General features: G+C 62.8%; 14 protein-coding genes. 8 read left to right on the top strand and 6 right to left on the bottom strand.

What is annotated here, in order from left to right:
• Positions 1-71: 71 nt before the first annotated feature.
• The 3 genes from betA to betI form a co-directional block, all read right to left on the bottom strand.
• The gene (gene betA, locus OIU37_RS13005) at positions 72-1,721 is read right to left on the bottom strand and encodes a choline dehydrogenase (RefSeq protein ID WP_264257654.1); all 1,650 of its coding nucleotides are present in this window, start codon (positions 1,719-1,721) and stop codon (positions 72-74) included.
• A 218-nt stretch (positions 1,722-1,939) separates the two neighbouring features.
• The gene (gene betB / locus OIU37_RS13000; RefSeq protein ID WP_264257653.1) at positions 1,940-3,403 is read right to left on the bottom strand and encodes a betaine-aldehyde dehydrogenase; all 1,464 of its coding nucleotides are present in this window, start codon (positions 3,401-3,403) and stop codon (positions 1,940-1,942) included.
• Complete coding sequence (gene betI / locus OIU37_RS12995; protein WP_264257652.1) at positions 3,400-4,074, bottom strand: transcriptional regulator BetI; 675 nt, start codon at positions 4,072-4,074, stop codon at positions 3,400-3,402. The genes betB and betI overlap by 4 nt, the downstream gene beginning before the upstream one ends.
• A 137-nt stretch (positions 4,075-4,211) precedes the next feature.
• Here betI and OIU37_RS12990 point away from each other — a divergent pair, with 137 nt between their 5' ends.
• The 4 genes from OIU37_RS12990 to OIU37_RS12975 all read left to right on the top strand — a co-directional run bounded on the left by OIU37_RS12990 (position 4,212) and on the right by OIU37_RS12975 (position 8,298).
• Positions 4,212-4,760 carry an HdeD family acid-resistance protein gene (locus tag OIU37_RS12990; RefSeq protein WP_171601208.1) on the top strand — a complete coding sequence of 183 codons (549 nt, stop codon included), beginning with the start codon at positions 4,212-4,214 and terminating at the stop codon, positions 4,758-4,760.
• A 219-nt stretch (positions 4,761-4,979) separates the two neighbouring features.
• Positions 4,980-5,219 (top strand): type II toxin-antitoxin system ParD family antitoxin, encoded by a 240-nt coding sequence (locus OIU37_RS12985; RefSeq protein ID WP_168312450.1) that lies wholly within the window; start codon positions 4,980-4,982, stop codon positions 5,217-5,219.
• A 113-nt stretch (positions 5,220-5,332) separates the two neighbouring features.
• Positions 5,333-7,210 (top strand): GGDEF domain-containing protein, encoded by a 1,878-nt coding sequence (locus tag OIU37_RS12980; RefSeq protein ID WP_264257651.1) that lies wholly within the window; start codon positions 5,333-5,335, stop codon positions 7,208-7,210.
• Positions 7,211-7,302: 92 nt separating this feature from the next.
• The gene (locus OIU37_RS12975; RefSeq protein WP_264257650.1) at positions 7,303-8,298 is read left to right on the top strand and encodes an NAD(P)H-quinone oxidoreductase; all 996 of its coding nucleotides are present in this window, start codon (positions 7,303-7,305) and stop codon (positions 8,296-8,298) included.
• Here the strand turns inward: OIU37_RS12975 and OIU37_RS12970 are convergent.
• Entirely contained in the window at positions 8,295-9,725 is a 1,431-nt protein-coding gene (locus tag OIU37_RS12970; RefSeq protein WP_264257649.1) for an MFS transporter, read from the bottom strand. The two genes, OIU37_RS12975 and OIU37_RS12970, sit on opposite strands and share 4 nt — an antisense overlap.
• Before the next feature lie 101 nt (positions 9,726-9,826).
• Here OIU37_RS12970 and OIU37_RS12965 point away from each other — a divergent pair, with 101 nt between their 5' ends.
• Positions 9,827-10,450, top strand: coding sequence for a metalloregulator ArsR/SmtB family transcription factor (locus tag OIU37_RS12965; RefSeq protein ID WP_171601204.1), 624 nt, complete (start codon positions 9,827-9,829; stop codon positions 10,448-10,450).
• Between the two features lie 23 nt (positions 10,451-10,473).
• On the opposite strand, the gene OIU37_RS12960 is transcribed toward OIU37_RS12965, so the two are convergent.
• On the bottom strand, positions 10,474-11,685 hold the full coding sequence (locus OIU37_RS12960) for an MFS transporter (protein ID WP_264257648.1): 1,212 nt from the start codon (positions 11,683-11,685) through the stop codon (positions 10,474-10,476).
• A gap of 215 nt (positions 11,686-11,900) precedes the next feature.
• Here OIU37_RS12960 and OIU37_RS12955 point away from each other — a divergent pair, with 215 nt between their 5' ends.
• The 3 genes from OIU37_RS12955 (at position 11,901) to OIU37_RS12945 (ending at position 14,503) form a co-directional block, all read left to right on the top strand.
• Positions 11,901-12,212 carry a hypothetical protein gene (locus OIU37_RS12955; RefSeq protein ID WP_264257647.1) on the top strand — a complete coding sequence of 104 codons (312 nt, stop codon included), beginning with the start codon at positions 11,901-11,903 and terminating at the stop codon, positions 12,210-12,212.
• A 415-nt stretch (positions 12,213-12,627) separates the two neighbouring features.
• On the top strand, positions 12,628-13,635 hold the full coding sequence (locus tag OIU37_RS12950; protein ID WP_264257646.1) for an asparaginase: 1,008 nt from the start codon (positions 12,628-12,630) through the stop codon (positions 13,633-13,635).
• 127 nt (positions 13,636-13,762) lie between these two features.
• Positions 13,763-14,503, top strand: a complete 741-nt coding sequence (locus OIU37_RS12945) for a hypothetical protein (protein WP_264257645.1) — start codon at positions 13,763-13,765, stop codon at positions 14,501-14,503.
• On the opposite strand, the gene OIU37_RS12940 is transcribed toward OIU37_RS12945, so the two are convergent.
• Entirely contained in the window at positions 14,478-15,233 is a 756-nt protein-coding gene (locus OIU37_RS12940) for a DeoR/GlpR family DNA-binding transcription regulator (RefSeq protein WP_264257644.1), read from the bottom strand. The two genes, OIU37_RS12945 and OIU37_RS12940, sit on opposite strands and share 26 nt — an antisense overlap.
• Between the last annotated feature and the right edge of the window lie 88 nt (positions 15,234-15,321).

Raw genomic sequence — 15,321 nt, 5'->3', positions numbered from 1 at the left:
TCGAATAGCGTTGAGGGCCCTTGTCTCTTCGAGTTGAAAAAACGAACCACGGCCGTCTGACGGCTCGCTTCTTATCGATCGCTGACCGCCGCGCGTGGGTTGATCCACGGTTCCTGGTTCGAGCGTGCCAGCGGCTGTTTGCCGAGAATGTGGTCTGCCGCCTTCTCGCCGGTCATGATCGAGGGTCCGTTCAAATTGCCATAGGTGACATGCGGGAAGATCGAGCTGTCGGCGACGCGCAAGGCCTCTACGCCGATCACCCGCGTTTGCGGATCGACCACCGCCATCGGATCGTCCTTGGCGCCCATCCGGCAGGTGCCGCAGGGGTGGTAGGCGCTTTCCAAATGTTCGCGCAGGAAGGCGTCGATCTCTTCGTCGCTTTGCACGCCTTCGCCCGGCTGGATCTCCGGCCCGCGATAGTCGTTGAAGGCGCTCTGCCCGAAGATCTCGCGGGTGAGGCGCACGCAGTGGCGGAATTTCTCCCAATCCTCGGCATGGCTCATATAGTTGAAGCGCAGCACCGGATCGGCTTTGGGGTCGGCGGAGCGCAAGCTGACGCTGCCGCGCGATTTCGACAGGTTGTAGCCGACATGAACCTGGAAGCCGTGGCTTTTCGCCGCCGCCTTGCCGTCATAGCTGATCGCCACCGGCAGGAAATGATACTGGATGTCGGGCTGCTTCAGCCCCGGCGTCGAGCGCAGAAAGGCGCAGGCCTCGAATTGGTTGGAGGCGCCGAGCCCGCCGCGCGAGAGCAGCCATTGGGCGCCCGCCACCCCCTGCCAGAACCATGGCAGCCAGGAATAGAGCGACACCGGCTTGGTGCTGACCTGCTGGAAGTAGAATTCCATATGGTCCTGCAGGTTGGCGCCGACGCCCGGCCGGTCGGCCTTCACCGTTATGCCCATATCCTGCAGATGTTGGCCGGGACCGATACCCGACAGCATCAGGAGCTTCGGCGAATTGAACGAGGAGGCCGAGACGATCACTTCGCGGTTCGCCTTCACCACCTCGATCCTGCCGTTGCGTTCGATCTCGACGCCGGTCGCCCGTCCGTCCTCGATCACGATCCTCTGCGCCAAGCCGTAGACGATCTTGACATTGTCCCGCTTCAGCGCCGGTTTCAGATAGGCGTTGGCAGCAGACCAGCGGCGGCCGGAAAAGATGGTCTGCTCCATCAGACCGAAACCTTCCTGCTTGCTGCCGTTATAATCCTCCGTCGTCTCGAAGCCCGCCTGTTTGCCGGCCTCGACGAAGGCTTGGAAGAGCGGATTGGTGAAGCCGCCGCGCTGCACATGCAGCGGTCCGTCCGTGCCGCGCCAGCCCTCTTCGCCGCCATGCGAATGTTCCATCCGCTTGAAATAGGGAAGCACGTCGGCATAGGCCCAGCCGCTGGCGCCGAGCTCTTCCCAGCGGTTGAAGTCTTCGGCATGGCCGCGCACATAGACCATGCCGTTGATCGAGGAGGAACCGCCGATCACCTTGCCGCGCGGCGCGGTGATGCGCCGGTTGTTGAGGTTTGCCTCCGGCTCGGACAGATAACCCCAGTTATACCTCTTCATGCTCATCGGCCAGGCGAGTGCTGCCGGCATCTGGATGAACGGCCCAAAATCGCTGCCGCCTGCCTCGATGACGATGACGCTATTCTTGCCGTCTTCCGACAAGCGGTAGGCGAGGGCGGAGCCGGCGGAGCCCGAGCCGATGATGACGAAATCTGCTTGCATAGTCTTGTTCCCTTGAGCCGCCATCATCCGGCTGCTTCTTGTTTTTCCTGGAGCCTGCCCCTCATCCGCCTGCCGGCACCTTCTCCCTGTGAACGGGGCGAAGGGACATGCCGCACCGGCTTCCCCAGCCTCGACGCTGCGTTTGGCACGTCCCCTCTCCCCGCGAGCGGGGAGAGGGTTAGGGTGAGGGGCAAAGGGCAGGGCAGATGTGTTTCAATTCAATAAGGCGCCGCCACCGGCCCCATGCCGACATAGACCGTCTTCAGCTCGGAATAATGCTCCAGCGCCGCCAGCGAATTCTCGCGGCCGAAGCCGGATTGTTTCGAGCCGCCGAAGGGGATTTCCACCGGGCAGAGATTGTAGGTGTTGATCCACAGCGTGCCGGCTTCCAGCCGGTCGACGACGCGGTGGGCGCGGGTGAGGTCGGCGGTGAATACGCCGCCGGACAGGCCGAATTCGCTGGCATTGGCGCGCGCGATCACCTCGTCCTCCGCGTCGAAATCGAGCACCGACATCACAGGCCCGAAGATCTCCTCGCGGGCGATGGTCATGTCATCGGTGACATCGGCAAACACCGTCGGCTGCACATAATAACCTTCACCGGAGACATTGTTCGGAATGCCGCCGCCGGCAATGAGCGTTGCGCCCTCGGCCTTGCCCTTCTCGATGTAGGAGATCACCTTCTCGCGCTGCGCCCAGGAGACCATCGGCCCCACCTGCGTCGCCTCATCAAGCGGATCGCCGATCAGCATCGCCTCGGCGCGGACCTTCAGCCGCTTGAGGAATTCGTCCTTGATCGCCCTCTGCACGAAGACACGCGTGCCGTTCGAGCAGACTTGGCCGGTCGAATAGAAATTGCCGAGCATCGCGCCCCCGACCGCCGAATCGAGATCGGCATCGTCGAAAACAATGAGCGGCGACTTGCCGCCGAGCTCCATCGTCACATGCTTGAGGTTGCCGGCGGCAGCCGCCGCCACCCTGCGGCCGGTCGGCACCGAGCCGGTCAGCGATACTTTGGCGACGTCGGGATGGTTGACGAGCAGCGGCCCGGTGTCGCGGTCGCCCTGGATCACATTGAAGAGCCCCTTCGGCAGTCCGGCCTCATGCAGGATCTCGGCGATCTTCAGCGCGCCGAGTGGGGTGTTCTCGGACGGTTTGAACACCATGGCATTGCCGCAGACAAGCGCCGGCGCAGCTTTCCAGCAGGCGATCTGCTGCGGATAGTTCCAGGCGCCGATGCCGACGCAGACGCCGAGCGGCACCCGCTTGGTATAGGCAAAATCCTGGCCGAGCGGGATCTGCGATCCGTTGAGCCCGGCCGGCGCAATGCCGCCGAAGAATTCAAAGGCATCCGCACCCGAGGTCGGGTCGGCGACAATTGTCTCCTGGATCGGCTTGCCGGTATCGAGCGTTTCCAGTTCGGAAAGCGCCCGGTTCCTCTCGCGCATGATGTCGGCGGCCCGTTTCAGGATGCGCCCGCGCGCCATCGGGCTCATCGCCGCCCATTCCGGCTGGGCGCGTTTGGCCGCGGCAATCGCCTTTTCGACGATCGCAGGCGTTGCCGCATGCAGCCGGGCGATCACCTCGCCGGTCGCCGGATAAAGGCTCTCGATGACGGTGCCGTCGGTATCCTCGACATATTCGCCGTCGATGAAGTGCGAGGCTTTCGGCTGGGCTTTCATGTCATTTGTCCCTTGGGTGGTTCGATGTGGTCGTCCCTTCCCCCTCGGGGAGAAGGTGGCCCCGCAGGGCCGGATGAGGAGGCTGAAATCTCGGTCTTGCCCAACTGCGTCGTCAGATAATCCTCGGTCAGCGCGATCGAGGCTTCAATGCCGATCGGCGCCGATTTCAGACTTTGCCTGATATAGAGCCCGTCGATCATCGCCGCAGCGCCCTCGGCGATACGTTCTGCGGCGTCTGCGGGCAGCAGCGCCTTGAGGTCGGCCAGCAGATTGGAGCGCAGCCGCCTGGCATAGATCACCAGGAAGCGGCGGGTCTCTTCCGAGCGCTGCGCTTCGGCGTAGAAGGCAAGCCAGGCAGCAATCGTCTCCGGCGCGAACTGGTCGGCGTGGAAGCTGACGCGGATGATGGCCGAAAGCCGGGCGCGCGGCGTCCTGGCGGCCTTGAGCGCCGCCACCGTATCGCCGCGCAGCTGTCTTAGAAGTGAGCGGATCGTCTCGATCAGCAATTGTTCCTTGCTGCCGAAATAATGATGCGCCAGGGCCGGCGATACGCCGGCCTGCCGGGCGATGTCGGACATGGTGACGGCAAGCGAGCCGTGATCGCCGATCACCCGCAGCGCCGCATCGACAAGCGCCTTGCGGCGCACCGGCTCCATTCCGACCTTCGGCAACAACCTACTCCTTGAAATCAGCGGCAGGTTATTTTTGATTGACTGATCAATCAATAAAAATCTTTCTCGATTTGGCCCGGCGCAGATCTTTCCCTGAAAAATTGCTGCAACATATTCTGAATCTCAGGAGGTGGATCATGGCCGATGTCTTTGAGGGAACGCCGACATCTTCGCTGCAGTCGAAATGGATCTGGTTTGCCGGCCTCGGCGTGCTGCTGCTCGTCTGCGGCCTGATCGCGCTCGGCAATCTGATGCTCGCCACCGTCGTCTCGGTCTATTATGTCGGTATGCTGATGCTGTTCGGCGGCGTGATCTATCTCGTCCATGCTTTCCAAGTGCGCGGCTGGGATCACGTGCTGTTCTGGATCCTGAGCGGCCTGCTCTATGTGCTTGCCGGCATTTGCGCCTTCATCAACCCGATCCTGACCTCGGCGGCGCTGACGCTGTTTCTGTCGCTGGCGCTCGTCGTCGCAGGTGTCTTTCGCACCTGGGTCGGCATGCGCATGAAGCCCACCAAGGGCTGGCGCTGGATCGTCGCAAGCGGCGTCATCACCGCCCTTGCGGGTTTCGTCATCGCGCTCGGCTGGCCGGTGAACAGCCTCTGGATTCTCGGCCTGTTCCTGGCCGCCGATCTCATCGTCCAGGGCTCGACGTTGATCGCCTTCGGCCTCGGCATCCGCAGTTGAGATTATCGAGAGCGGCCGTTCTTTTTTTGACAAGACCCGTTCTTTTTTGACAAGACTATGACTGGGGATTAGACTTAAGGGGTTAGAGGCCGGTCCCGCGCAAGCGAACGGCCTGAGTGCGAATGCACCAAGGCACCGGCGAGATCGCCGAGAATGCTGAAAATGGTCATGCGTCCCCCAGAGGCAGGGTTCTGCCTGATCAGAAAAGGGAGGAAGTTCATGCCGATGGTCACCGTTTCCATCTCTCCGCAACAGGCAGCGGGCATCCGCGCCGCCGTCGACAATGGCGGTTATGCCTCGAGCAGTGAGGTTGTCCGCGAGGCTCTGCGCCTCTGGGATACCACCCGCAAGCTCAATGAGTTCCGGGACGATGTTCTTGACGACGGCGCTCCATCCGGCGGCAGATGCGTCGCCGACATGTTCGCCGATCACGAGGCGGAGCGCCGTCGCTCCGCCTGAATAAGCGTTTGATTGCATTCGAAAAATTGAACAGACGCGGAACGCGTGCAAGGCCCTTGCGCGTTTCATAAAACTTTCACATTGGCGAAAGAGTTCATTGACCCTTCTGCGGCATGTTCCGGATGAAAAAGAACAAGTCACAGTGGAGATCAGCCACAATGAAGACCGGCCACGTGAAGACTGGGTTGTCCTTGGCTGCCACCGTAGCGCCGGATGTCCTGCGCCGCTACGCCAGCGATCAGATCGTCACCCTTGCCAAGCTCGTGGTCGAGAATGCCTTCCAGCCGATCGTCGAGGCCGGCACCGGCACGGTCTTCGGCTACGAATCCCTGATGCGCGGCCAGGAGCGCATCGGCTACGAAACGCCCATCGACATCCTCGACGAGGCCCACCAGGCCGGACAACTGCTGCAGCTCGAACAGATGGTCGCCAGCCGCGCGCTCGCCAAATTCGCGACGCTGTCGAATTTCTCCACCTCGACGCTGTTTCTCAATCTCGACGTCCGGCTCATCCCGCATGGCGAAAGCCTGGTCGAGACCCTGCTGCAGCATCTGCGGAAGGCGAATATTCCGCCATCCTCCGTCTGCTTCGAATTCTCCGAGCGTTTCGACAATACCAGCGTGCCGGAATTTTCCGGCCTCGTTTCCAGGCTGCGCAAGGCCGGTTTCAAGCTGGCGATCGACGATTTCGGCGTCGGTCACGGCGAGATGAAGTTGCTCTGCGACTATGCCGTCGATTATCTCAAGATCGACCGGCATTTCGTCGCCGAGATCGACCGCAGCCCGCGCAAGCGGCATCTGTTGAAAAGCATCGTCAACATCGCCCATGTGCTCGGCACGCGCGTCGTCGCCGAAGGCATCGAGACCGAGGCCGAATTCATCGCCTGCCGCGAATATGGCGTCGACCTCGTCCAGGGCTGGTTCATCTCCCGCCCGACGACGCATATATCGGAGCTAGCGCCGTCCTTCCCGCATCTGCAGGAGCTCGGCAAGAGCAAGCGGGGCAGCCAGTCGCTCGACGAAATCCTCATCCGCAAGCAGATCGAGATGCTGCCGACGGCCTACGAGAACGACAGCATCGACAGCGTCTTCGAACTCTTCCGCCGCAATCCGCGTCAGGCCTTCTTTCCCGTCCTCAACGCCAATGACGAGCCGCGCGGCATCATCCACGAGCATCACCTCAAGGAATATATCTATCAGCCCTTCGGCCGCGATCTCTTGAAGAACAAGATGTACGAGCGCAGCATTTCGCATTTCGTCGAGATGGCGCCGATCGTCGGCCTCGACAGCGACGCCGAGCAGCTGATGGCGATCTTCGCCAATATGGAAGGCAGCAACTGCCTGATCCTGACCGACAATATGCGCTATGCCGGCGTCGTCTCCGCCGCCTCGCTGATCAAGGTCATCAACGAGAAACAGTTGAAGACCGCGCAGGACCAGAATCCGCTGACCGGCCTGCCGGGCAATCGCGCCATCCGCGATTTCATGCGTCAGTCCGGCCGCGACGGCGATGAGCTCCGCCACTTCTGCTATTGCGACTTCGACAATTTCAAGCCGTTCAACGATGCCTATGGCTTCCATCTCGGCGACCACGCGATCTCGCTGTTTGCGGCGCTGATGCGCCGCTATTTCTTCGCCGAGCGCCATTTCCTCGGCCATGTCGGCGGCGACGATTTCTTCATCGGCGTCGTCGGCTGGACCAAGGAAGAGCTGACGGAGATTCTCGACCGGCTGATCAGTGATTTCCACGACGACGTGCGGGACCTCTATTCCGATGAGGATCGCGCCGCCGGCCGCATCCTCGGTCACGACCGCACCGGTGCGGAAGCATTGTTCCCGCTGATGCGCTGCTCGATCGGCGTCATCGAACTGCCGGAAGGCCTCGTCATCGACGATATCAACCGCGTCAGCGCCGAAATCGCCATCATCAAGTCGGCCGCCAAGGACAGCGACGAAGGCCTGGTCTTCCATCTGCTGGGCGAGGCGAATTGACGCCTCTGCCACATCAAGCCTTCCCAAGCCCGCGGGGCTGATTTATTTCCTGTGCATCTTCCGTTTGCATCGGATGAGGGAGGAACCGGGTCATGCCATTGCCTCAGGACATGCGTTTCGTCGATCTGCCGTCCTTCGGCGGGCCGGAGGTGATGACGATCGGCAGGCGTCCGCTTCCTGTACCCGGCGACGGAGAGGTTCTGGTGCGCGCCGAGGCGATCGGCGTCAACCGGCCCGATATTGCCCAGCGACAGGGCAGCTATCCCCCGCCCAAGGATGCGAGCCCGATCCTCGGCCTGGAACTGTCGGGCGAAATCGTTGCCGTCGGCCCGGGCGTCAGCGGCCATGCCGTCGGCGACAAGGTCTGCGGGCTCGCCAATGGCGGCGCCTACGCCGAATATTGCCTGCTGCCGGCAGGCCAGATCCTGCCTTTTCCCAAAGGTTATGATGCGGTGAAGGCGGCGGCTTTGCCCGAGACCTTCTTCACCGTCTGGGCCAATCTTTTCCAAATGGCCGGGCTGACGGAAGGCGAGACCGTGCTGATCCATGGCGGTTCCAGCGGCATCGGCACGACGGCGATCCAGCTCGCCCGCGCCTTCGGTGCCGAGGTCTACGCGACGGCGGGCTCGAAGGAAAAATGCGAGGCCTGCGAAAGGCTCGGCGCCAAGCGCGCGATCAACTACAGGAGCGAGAATTTCGCCGAGGTGATCAAGGCCGAGACCGGCCACGGCGTCGACATCATCCTCGACATGATCGGCGCCTCCTATTTCGAGCGCAACATCGCCTCGCTGGGGAAGGATGGCTGCCTGTCGATCATCGCCTTCCTCGGAGGCGCGCTCGCCGAAAAGGTCAATCTCTCGCCGATCATGGTCAAGCGCCTGACGGTCACCGGCTCCACCATGCGGCCGCGCACGGCAGAGGAAAAACGCGCCATCCGCGACGACCTGCTCTCGGAGGTCTGGCCGCTGCTGGAAGCCGGCACCGTCGCCCCCGTCATCCACAAGGTCTTTGCCTTCGAAGAGGTCGTCGAAGCGCACCGGCTGTTGGAAGAGGGCAGCCATGTCGGCAAGGTCATGCTGCGCATTTAAAAAGACGCGCGGCGCGGTAATGTCAGCGACACGCCGACAGCGAGAACACCGGGCAGCGCCATCAGCAGATAGAGCCAGTGCGCTGCCGACAGCGCGCCTGATATGCCGCCGGGATCGACGAGGCCGGCGCCATTGGCGATGACGCCGGCAAAGGCGGCTCCGAATGCCCCACCGAGCGAACTCATTGTCGGGATCGCGGCAGAAGCCTTGTCCTTCTCGTTGTCGGCGACGAGCCTCAAAACCATGGCGACGAGATGCGCCCAGCCGAGACCGATACCGAAGCCCATCATGAACATGCCGATTGCCGCCGGTACGATGAGGAGCATATGCCCGTCGGGATTGTCCGTGGCGAGGAAGACGGCGAGGCAAGCGGTCGCCGCCGCCTCGATGAGGGCGCCAATGACGATTGCCCAATAGGCTCGGCCGCCGGTCCACGAGCCGCTGAGGAAGGCCGCCAAGGTCCAGCCGAGGGCGACGAGCGCCACGAGATAACCCGAGACGATCGCCGGCACCCCATGCAGGGTCTGCAGGAAATAGGGAATGAAGACGTCGCTGACGAGAACGACAGTCACGGCGAGCATCGCCAGGTAGACCCGTGAGATCGGCTGGGAAAGGCTGACGGCGCCGGAGGGCAGCAGGCGGTTCGGGCTTCGGCCCTCGATGACGATCATGCCGGCGACCGCGACGACCGAGGCGGCGATCAGCGCGACCTTCGTGGCTGTCGCCTCGATCGCGCCGGCCGCACTCACCATCAGCACGGCGGCAAGCAGCAGCCCGATCTGGGCGACCGGCGTCTTTGCCTGCTCGCGGTCGTCCTCGACGTCGGGCAACAGTCGTGGCGCCAAGACCGCCATCAGCAGGCCGAGCGGCACGAGCACGATGAAAGCGTAGCGCCAGGCGTGGCCTGAAGAAAAGAAGCCGCCGAGCGTCGGCCCGATGACGGTCGAGACCCCCCAGATTGCCGCATAGAGGGTCGATGCCTTCGGCCATAGCGGCTCGGGATAGACGAAGCGGATGAAGGCATAGCCGAGCGCGGCAAGTGCGCCTGTTCCGAGACCCTGCACCGCGCGTCCGATCAGCACCACCGGCATCGACGGTGCGGCTGCGGCAATCAGGCTGCCGGCGCCGAAGACCAGTGCCGCGATCACATAGACGGATCGAAGCCCGATGCCGCGCGACCGCATGGCGACGAAGATCGAGCCGAGCACGGCAGCGGCGACGAACAGGCTGGTGACCCAGGAAAACAGCGCGAGGCCGCCGACATCGCGCACGATCGAAGGCGCGATCGTCGCCATGATGTAACTCTCCACCGCATAAAGCGTCACGCCGCCGGCCAGCATCAATGTTGCCGGCAGGTGCTCGGGCAGGAAGAGGCGGAAGACGGAGCTGGCGCTGGGAATGACGGCTGTCTGGTCGATATTCGACATGGGAGGACCCCGAGATTTTACTGGCGAAGGATTATTTTCCAAGTTATAAATTGGAAAATTACACGCCGCCTCGAATTAAACAAGACGTGACTTGGAAAAATATGCGCCAGTCCCCAGCCAACCGCATCCTGATCCTGATAAAGACCGACGGGCCGCAGCTCGCCGCCGCGATCGGCGATACTCTCGGCATATCGGGCGAGGCCGCCCGCCAGCAGCTGTCGAAGATGGCGGAGGAGGGGCTGGTGGAACCGGTCACCGTTGCTGCTGCCGGCCGTGGCCGGCCGCGCCAGCTCTGGCACCTCACAGCCAGCGGCAACCGCCAGTTCCCGGATGGCCATGCCGAACTGACGGCAAACCTCCTCGGCACGCTCGTCGAGCAGCTCGGCCCCGCAGCCCTCGATACCGTCATTTCCGCCCGGGAGGCTGAGACGCTGCAGCGTTATCGGCAGGACCTCAGCCAGGCCCATGACCTTGCCGCGCGCGTCGAGGCCCTTACCGGCATCCGCACCCGCGAAGGCTATATGGCCGATTGCTGGCAGGAGCCGGACGGCGCTTTCATGCTGGTCGAAAACCACTGCCCGATCTGCGCGGCCGCCACTGCCTGTGCCGGCTTCTGCCGCTCCGAACTCGAAACCTTCCGCGCCGTCCTCGGCGCCGATATCGAACGCAGCGAACACATCCTCGCCGGCGCCCGCCGCTGCGCCTATCGCATCACGCCGCATTGACGCCTGTCGATCGGAACGGCACGTCACGCCGGTTGCCGCGCCTGCCGCCTGCTGCTTTCGAGATAGAGCAGCACTCCGATCGATGCGAGACCCGCGGCCGCGCCGACGAAGGCGGTGCCGGAATAATCGGTGATCGCGGTGCCGAAGGCAAAGAGGCCGGCGCTGACGCCAACCCCAATGAACGTGTTCAGCGAGATCAGCGAGGTTCCAAGCCCTGGCCGGTCCGCGATCAGGTCCTGCAGATAGGTGATCGGCACACTGAGGATCGCTGCCGCCCCGCAGGCATTGAAGAGGAGCAGTGCGTAGACGTGCCAGGGTGCGGAAGCAAAGCCGAGCAGCAGTAGATAGACGCAGTAGATCAGCGCGCCGAAGGCGAGCACATGCGCGGTTTTGAAGCGGCGCTGTGCAAAACCCCACATCATCATGAACGGCATCTCGAGCAAAGCCGTCAAACCTGCCATGAAGCCGACATCGACTACGGTGCCGCCGGCCGCATGGGTGATGATCAGCGGCAGGAGCATGGCGTTCAGCCGCTGCAGCCCGAACAGCATCGCCATGACGATAACGCGCGACAGCACATGCGGCACGAAAATCCGTTTCAGCGAAGCAAAGAAGCCGACTGGATCGGGGGCAGGGCCGCTGGAGCCATTTCCGGGTGCGAAGAAGAAATACAGGCAGAAGCAGGTGCAGCTTGCCAATGCCGCGATCCCATAGGCCGGCGTCATTGGCGGCGAACTGACGAGATAGAGGCCGATCAATCCCGGCGCCAGCGCCCATGAGCCGGAAAAAAGCGCCCGCACCATTGCGGTGATCGCCGCCCCCTGGCCGCGGTCCATCTGGTTGGTCCTGGCGCGCAGGCTGGCGAACAAAAGCGAATAGGTGGAATTGCTCATCGGCACCAGCAACAGCGTGGAGAAGATGAAGACCACGGGGCTATGAATGATCGCGATCGACCCGAAGCCGAGCATGCCGGCGACGGAAAGCCCCAGCACCAGCGGCCGGCGCTCCTTCAGCCTGTCCGACCAGATGCCGAGCGTCAGGCTCGTCGTGACGTTGACGATCGAAGAGAAGAACACCAGTGCCGAATAGGCGCCGTTGCTCAAGCCGAGTTCATTGATCCCGATGATCGACTGGTAGGGCGCGGTCGACGCATAGGTGAAGGCGAGCGCGACGAGGGTCACGGTCGGAATTCGGATCCTGTTGTCGCGAAGGATCAAGGAAAAAGTGGATGGCATGGGGATGGTTCCTGATGCACCACTCTTAGCTGCATCGGACTTATCAGAGAAACGATAGTTTTCGATCGCTTCGGTCAATTTATGTGATGATTGGCCGGACTGTGTGATCGTTGTCCGACAGCTCTCGCAGCTAGCGCTTGGCACGCCATAGCCGGTTGACTCTGCCAATCTTCTGCCCTTAGTGCTCGCCGCGGTTGATCAATTGGATGGGGTCGATGAAATTCCGCTTTCTTGGCGCTGTGGCGCTTTCTTTTGCCGTTGCCGGTTGCACGCTCCTCGATCCGCCAACGCCGTATGAGCGCAACTTTCGTCAGGGTACGAAAACTTGTGATTTTCCCATTACCTGGAAATCGGCGAGACAAGTCATGAATACTCTTGAGATAGATTCTCCTGCCAGCGCACAATTTTGGGATGCCATCACCGAAATCTGCAATGTCGCGAATGCTGGAAATAAGAGCAAGGCCATCGAAATCCGGGCTCGTGACAGACACGGTGTTCTGCATAAAATCATTGTTGAAAGAGATTAGGAAAAGCGCAGACGCACTGAGAGTGATGCCTACACAAAGGGCATCGAAACAGGGGCGGGCGTTGGAGAGAGCGACCAGCAGGAGGCCCAGCTACGCTCGCATTCCGCCGCACGTCGCTGTACTTGCTCCAGAAGCTCACCCCACCCTCCGTCATCCTCGGGCTTGACCCGAGGATCCACGCGGGCCTCCACCAGCAACGGGCATGGATCCTCGGCTCAAGGCCGAGGATGACGGAGCAGGGGGCGATGTTTCCGCCAACTCGCCGCCGTCGCGTCGGCCACTCCATCAGCCGGGCACCTCCGCCATCCTGATGGCGATCGCCATCGCTTGCCCCCACGCCACATCAACCCCGTTGGCTTTCGCCGCGTGACGCGTTATGGACTGCGCTATCCCGCCAGCATCCGGATAAAAGCTCATGACCAATCCCGTCACCGTCGAAGTCACCCGCGGCCTGCTCGTCGAAAGTCGCCATCGTGGCGCGGTGGCTGTGGTCGATGGTGATGGCAAGCTTGTCTTCTCGTTGGGCGATATCGAGGCTGCGGTCTTCCCGCGCTCGTCCTGCAAGGCGATGCAGGCGCTGCCGCTGGTCGAGAGTGGCGCGGCCGATGCCTATGGCTTCGGCGACAAGGAATTGGCGCTGGCCTGCGCCTCGCACAATGGCGAGGAGGAGCATGTGGCGCTGGCCGCGTCCATGCTGTCGCGGGCCGGTCGCGATGCCGAGGCGCTGGAATGCGGCGCCCATTGGTCGATGAGTCAAAAGGTCCTGATCCAGCAGGCTCGCAGGCTCGATGCGCCGACCGCGCTGCACAACAATTGCTCGGGAAAACATGCCGGTTTCATCTGCGCCTGCTGCCATCAGGACCTCGATCCGAGGGGCTATGTCGGCTACCAGCATCCGCTGCAGGTTGAGATCCGCGCGGCGATGGAAAGCCTGACCGGCGCGGTGCTCGGAGCAGAAAGCTGCGGCACCGATGGCTGCTCGATTCCAACTTATGCCGTGCCGCTGCGCAGCCTTGCCCACGGTTTTGCCAAAATGGCGACCGGCGCCGGCCTCGAACCCCTGCGCGCCAAGGCATCCCGCCGGCTGATCGAGGCCTGCATGGCCGAACCCTTCTACGTCGCCGGCTCCGGCCGCGCCTGCACGGCGCTGATGCAGATCGCCCCCGGCCGGATCTTCGTCAAAACCGGTGCCGAGGGTGTCTTCTGTGGGGCGATCCCGGAAAAGGGCATCGCCATCGCGCTCAAATGCGAGGACGGCATGACCCGCGCCGCCGAAGCCATGGTGGCGGCGACGCTTGCCCGCTTCTTCGAGACGGAGAGCGAGGTGCATGCGGGCCTGATGGCCCATGCCGCAACGCCGATGCGCAATTGGAACGGCATCCATGTCGGCGATATCAGGGTCACCTCCGCCTTGGCCGGATGAGTTCGAACCGAATATATAAGTTATGAGAAAAATAAGATTACCTAATATAAAAGGGTACGTCCTGCGATCGCGGATGCACCCTTTCGCGGCGACGTGAGCACAGTCCTGGAAGCCGTGAGGGCAGGGCATGTTTGCAGGCCGCTATCTCTGGTGGATGCTGATGGGTGTCGGCATCTTCATGTTCGCCGCGCTGAGCCTCGATTATATCACCTGGCTCACGATCCAGCTGTCCGGCTGCGGCGATATGGCCGGCGCCTGCGAGCCGGCCCTCCGGCTGATATCGGGCGTGCTCAAACCCGCCTGCATCTGGACCGCGATCGGGGTCCTCTTCATCGCGACGCTGCTCCGTCTTCACGCTCTCTCGCTCACCTGGTTCTGGGGCCTGATCGTCGCCATCTGGTTCGTCGCTTCGACGCCGATCCTGCTCTTCCTGGCGGCGGATGCGGCGGCTCTGACGCGGCCCGCCACCTTGGCGGCGCTGCCCGTCGCCTTGCTGTTTCTGGCGGCTTTCGTTGCCTATCTCATGATTGCCATCGAGGATGGCGACACGCCGCCGCTTGCAGCCTCGGCGCCGTTGCGCCTCGCCCTCCGCCTGACGGCGGTCTACGGCGCGCTTGCCGGTGTAGCCTTCATGCCGGAACTATCGCGGATCGCCGGGACCCTGCTCGATATGCCGGCATTTTCCGTCATCATCGCGCTGGCGCAGCCATATCTGCAGACGTTGCTTACCCTTGGAACCGGCAGCATGGCGCCGGCCTATGCCGTACTGGCGGCCTTCATCGCGGCCCTTGCCGCAAGCCTTCTGCCGCACGCTGCCGCACCGCAGCCCTCCCGCAGCACCATCATGCTGCGGCGATCGCGCCGTTGAGATCGCGATAGGGTTTCAGCCGCTCGGCCGTCATCTCCATGGGCACGATCAGCCCCGCCACCTCGGAAATGCCAAGCACCGGGCAGGGCGAGACGAGGTCGAACTTCTCCTCGGTCAGCAGCACATGCGTTTCGGCCGAGCAGCGGGCGATGTGCCGCTTGATCGCCGCTTCCTCGAAATCGCCGGTGGAAAGCCCGTGCACCGGATGCGCGGCCGTCACCCCGAGGAAGAAGAGGTCGGGGCGCAGTTGTGAGATCGCCACCATGGCCGCCGCGCCCGTCGCCACCATCGAATGTTTGTAGAGCCGTCCGCCGGTGAGGATCACCTCGGCTGTCGGGTGGTGTTCGAGTTCGGTGGCGATGGTCGGGCTGTGGGTCGCAACCGTCAGCGGCATGTCGCGCGGCAACTGCCGGGCGATCTCCGCCGTCGTCGTGCCGCCGTCGAGGAAGATCATCTGTCCCGGCTTCACCATCGCCGCCGCCGCCGCCCCCAGCCGCGCCTTGATCTGCGACGAGACGCTGCGCCGCGCGGTGAAATCAGGCAGGTCTGGCGCCAGCGGCATCGCCCCGCCATGCACCCGTTTCAGCAGCCCCTCCGCCGCCATTTCCCTGAGGTCGCGGCGGATCGTGTCCTCCGAAAGCGCGAAATCCTCGGCGACGCGCTTGGCGACCACCTGGCCGTCACGGCGCAAAATGTCGAGAATGAGGGTCTTGCGTTGTGTTGTCAGCATCGGATCTCCGCACGAAATTAAACATAATTGCCCGATATTGCACGAAATGACTCGACATTCAAGAAATATCGTGCATTTTCACGAAATC

Origin of the sequence: Rhizobium sp. BT-226, assembly GCF_025847085.2 — a bacterium.
In the GTDB taxonomy this organism is placed as follows: domain Bacteria; phylum Pseudomonadota; class Alphaproteobacteria; order Rhizobiales; family Rhizobiaceae; genus Rhizobium; species Rhizobium sophorae.
This window is presented reverse-complemented; position numbering and strand designations above follow the sequence as displayed.

Coding starts and splice junctions, on each gene's coding strand:
- betA (WP_264257654.1), bottom strand. CDS start 1,721: ATGCAAGCAGATTTCGTCATCATCGGCTCGGGCTCCGCCGGCTCCGCC.
- betB (WP_264257653.1), bottom strand. CDS start 3,403: ATGAAAGCCCAGCCGAAAGCCTCGCACTTCATCGACGGCGAATATGTC.
- OIU37_RS12990 (WP_171601208.1), top strand. CDS start 4,212: ATGGCCGATGTCTTTGAGGGAACGCCGACATCTTCGCTGCAGTCGAAA.
- OIU37_RS12985 (WP_168312450.1), top strand. CDS start 4,980: ATGCCGATGGTCACCGTTTCCATCTCTCCGCAACAGGCAGCGGGCATC.
- OIU37_RS12980 (WP_264257651.1), top strand. CDS start 5,333: ATGTTCCGGATGAAAAAGAACAAGTCACAGTGGAGATCAGCCACAATG.
- OIU37_RS12975 (WP_264257650.1), top strand. CDS start 7,303: ATGCCATTGCCTCAGGACATGCGTTTCGTCGATCTGCCGTCCTTCGGC.
- OIU37_RS12970 (WP_264257649.1), bottom strand. CDS start 9,725: ATGTCGAATATCGACCAGACAGCCGTCATTCCCAGCGCCAGCTCCGTC.
- OIU37_RS12965 (WP_171601204.1), top strand. CDS start 9,827: ATGCGCCAGTCCCCAGCCAACCGCATCCTGATCCTGATAAAGACCGAC.
- OIU37_RS12960 (WP_264257648.1), bottom strand. CDS start 11,685: ATGCCATCCACTTTTTCCTTGATCCTTCGCGACAACAGGATCCGAATT.
- OIU37_RS12955 (WP_264257647.1), top strand. CDS start 11,901: ATGAAATTCCGCTTTCTTGGCGCTGTGGCGCTTTCTTTTGCCGTTGCC.
- OIU37_RS12950 (WP_264257646.1), top strand. CDS start 12,628: ATGACCAATCCCGTCACCGTCGAAGTCACCCGCGGCCTGCTCGTCGAA.
- OIU37_RS12945 (WP_264257645.1), top strand. CDS start 13,763: ATGTTTGCAGGCCGCTATCTCTGGTGGATGCTGATGGGTGTCGGCATC.
- OIU37_RS12940 (WP_264257644.1), bottom strand. CDS start 15,233: ATGCTGACAACACAACGCAAGACCCTCATTCTCGACATTTTGCGCCGT.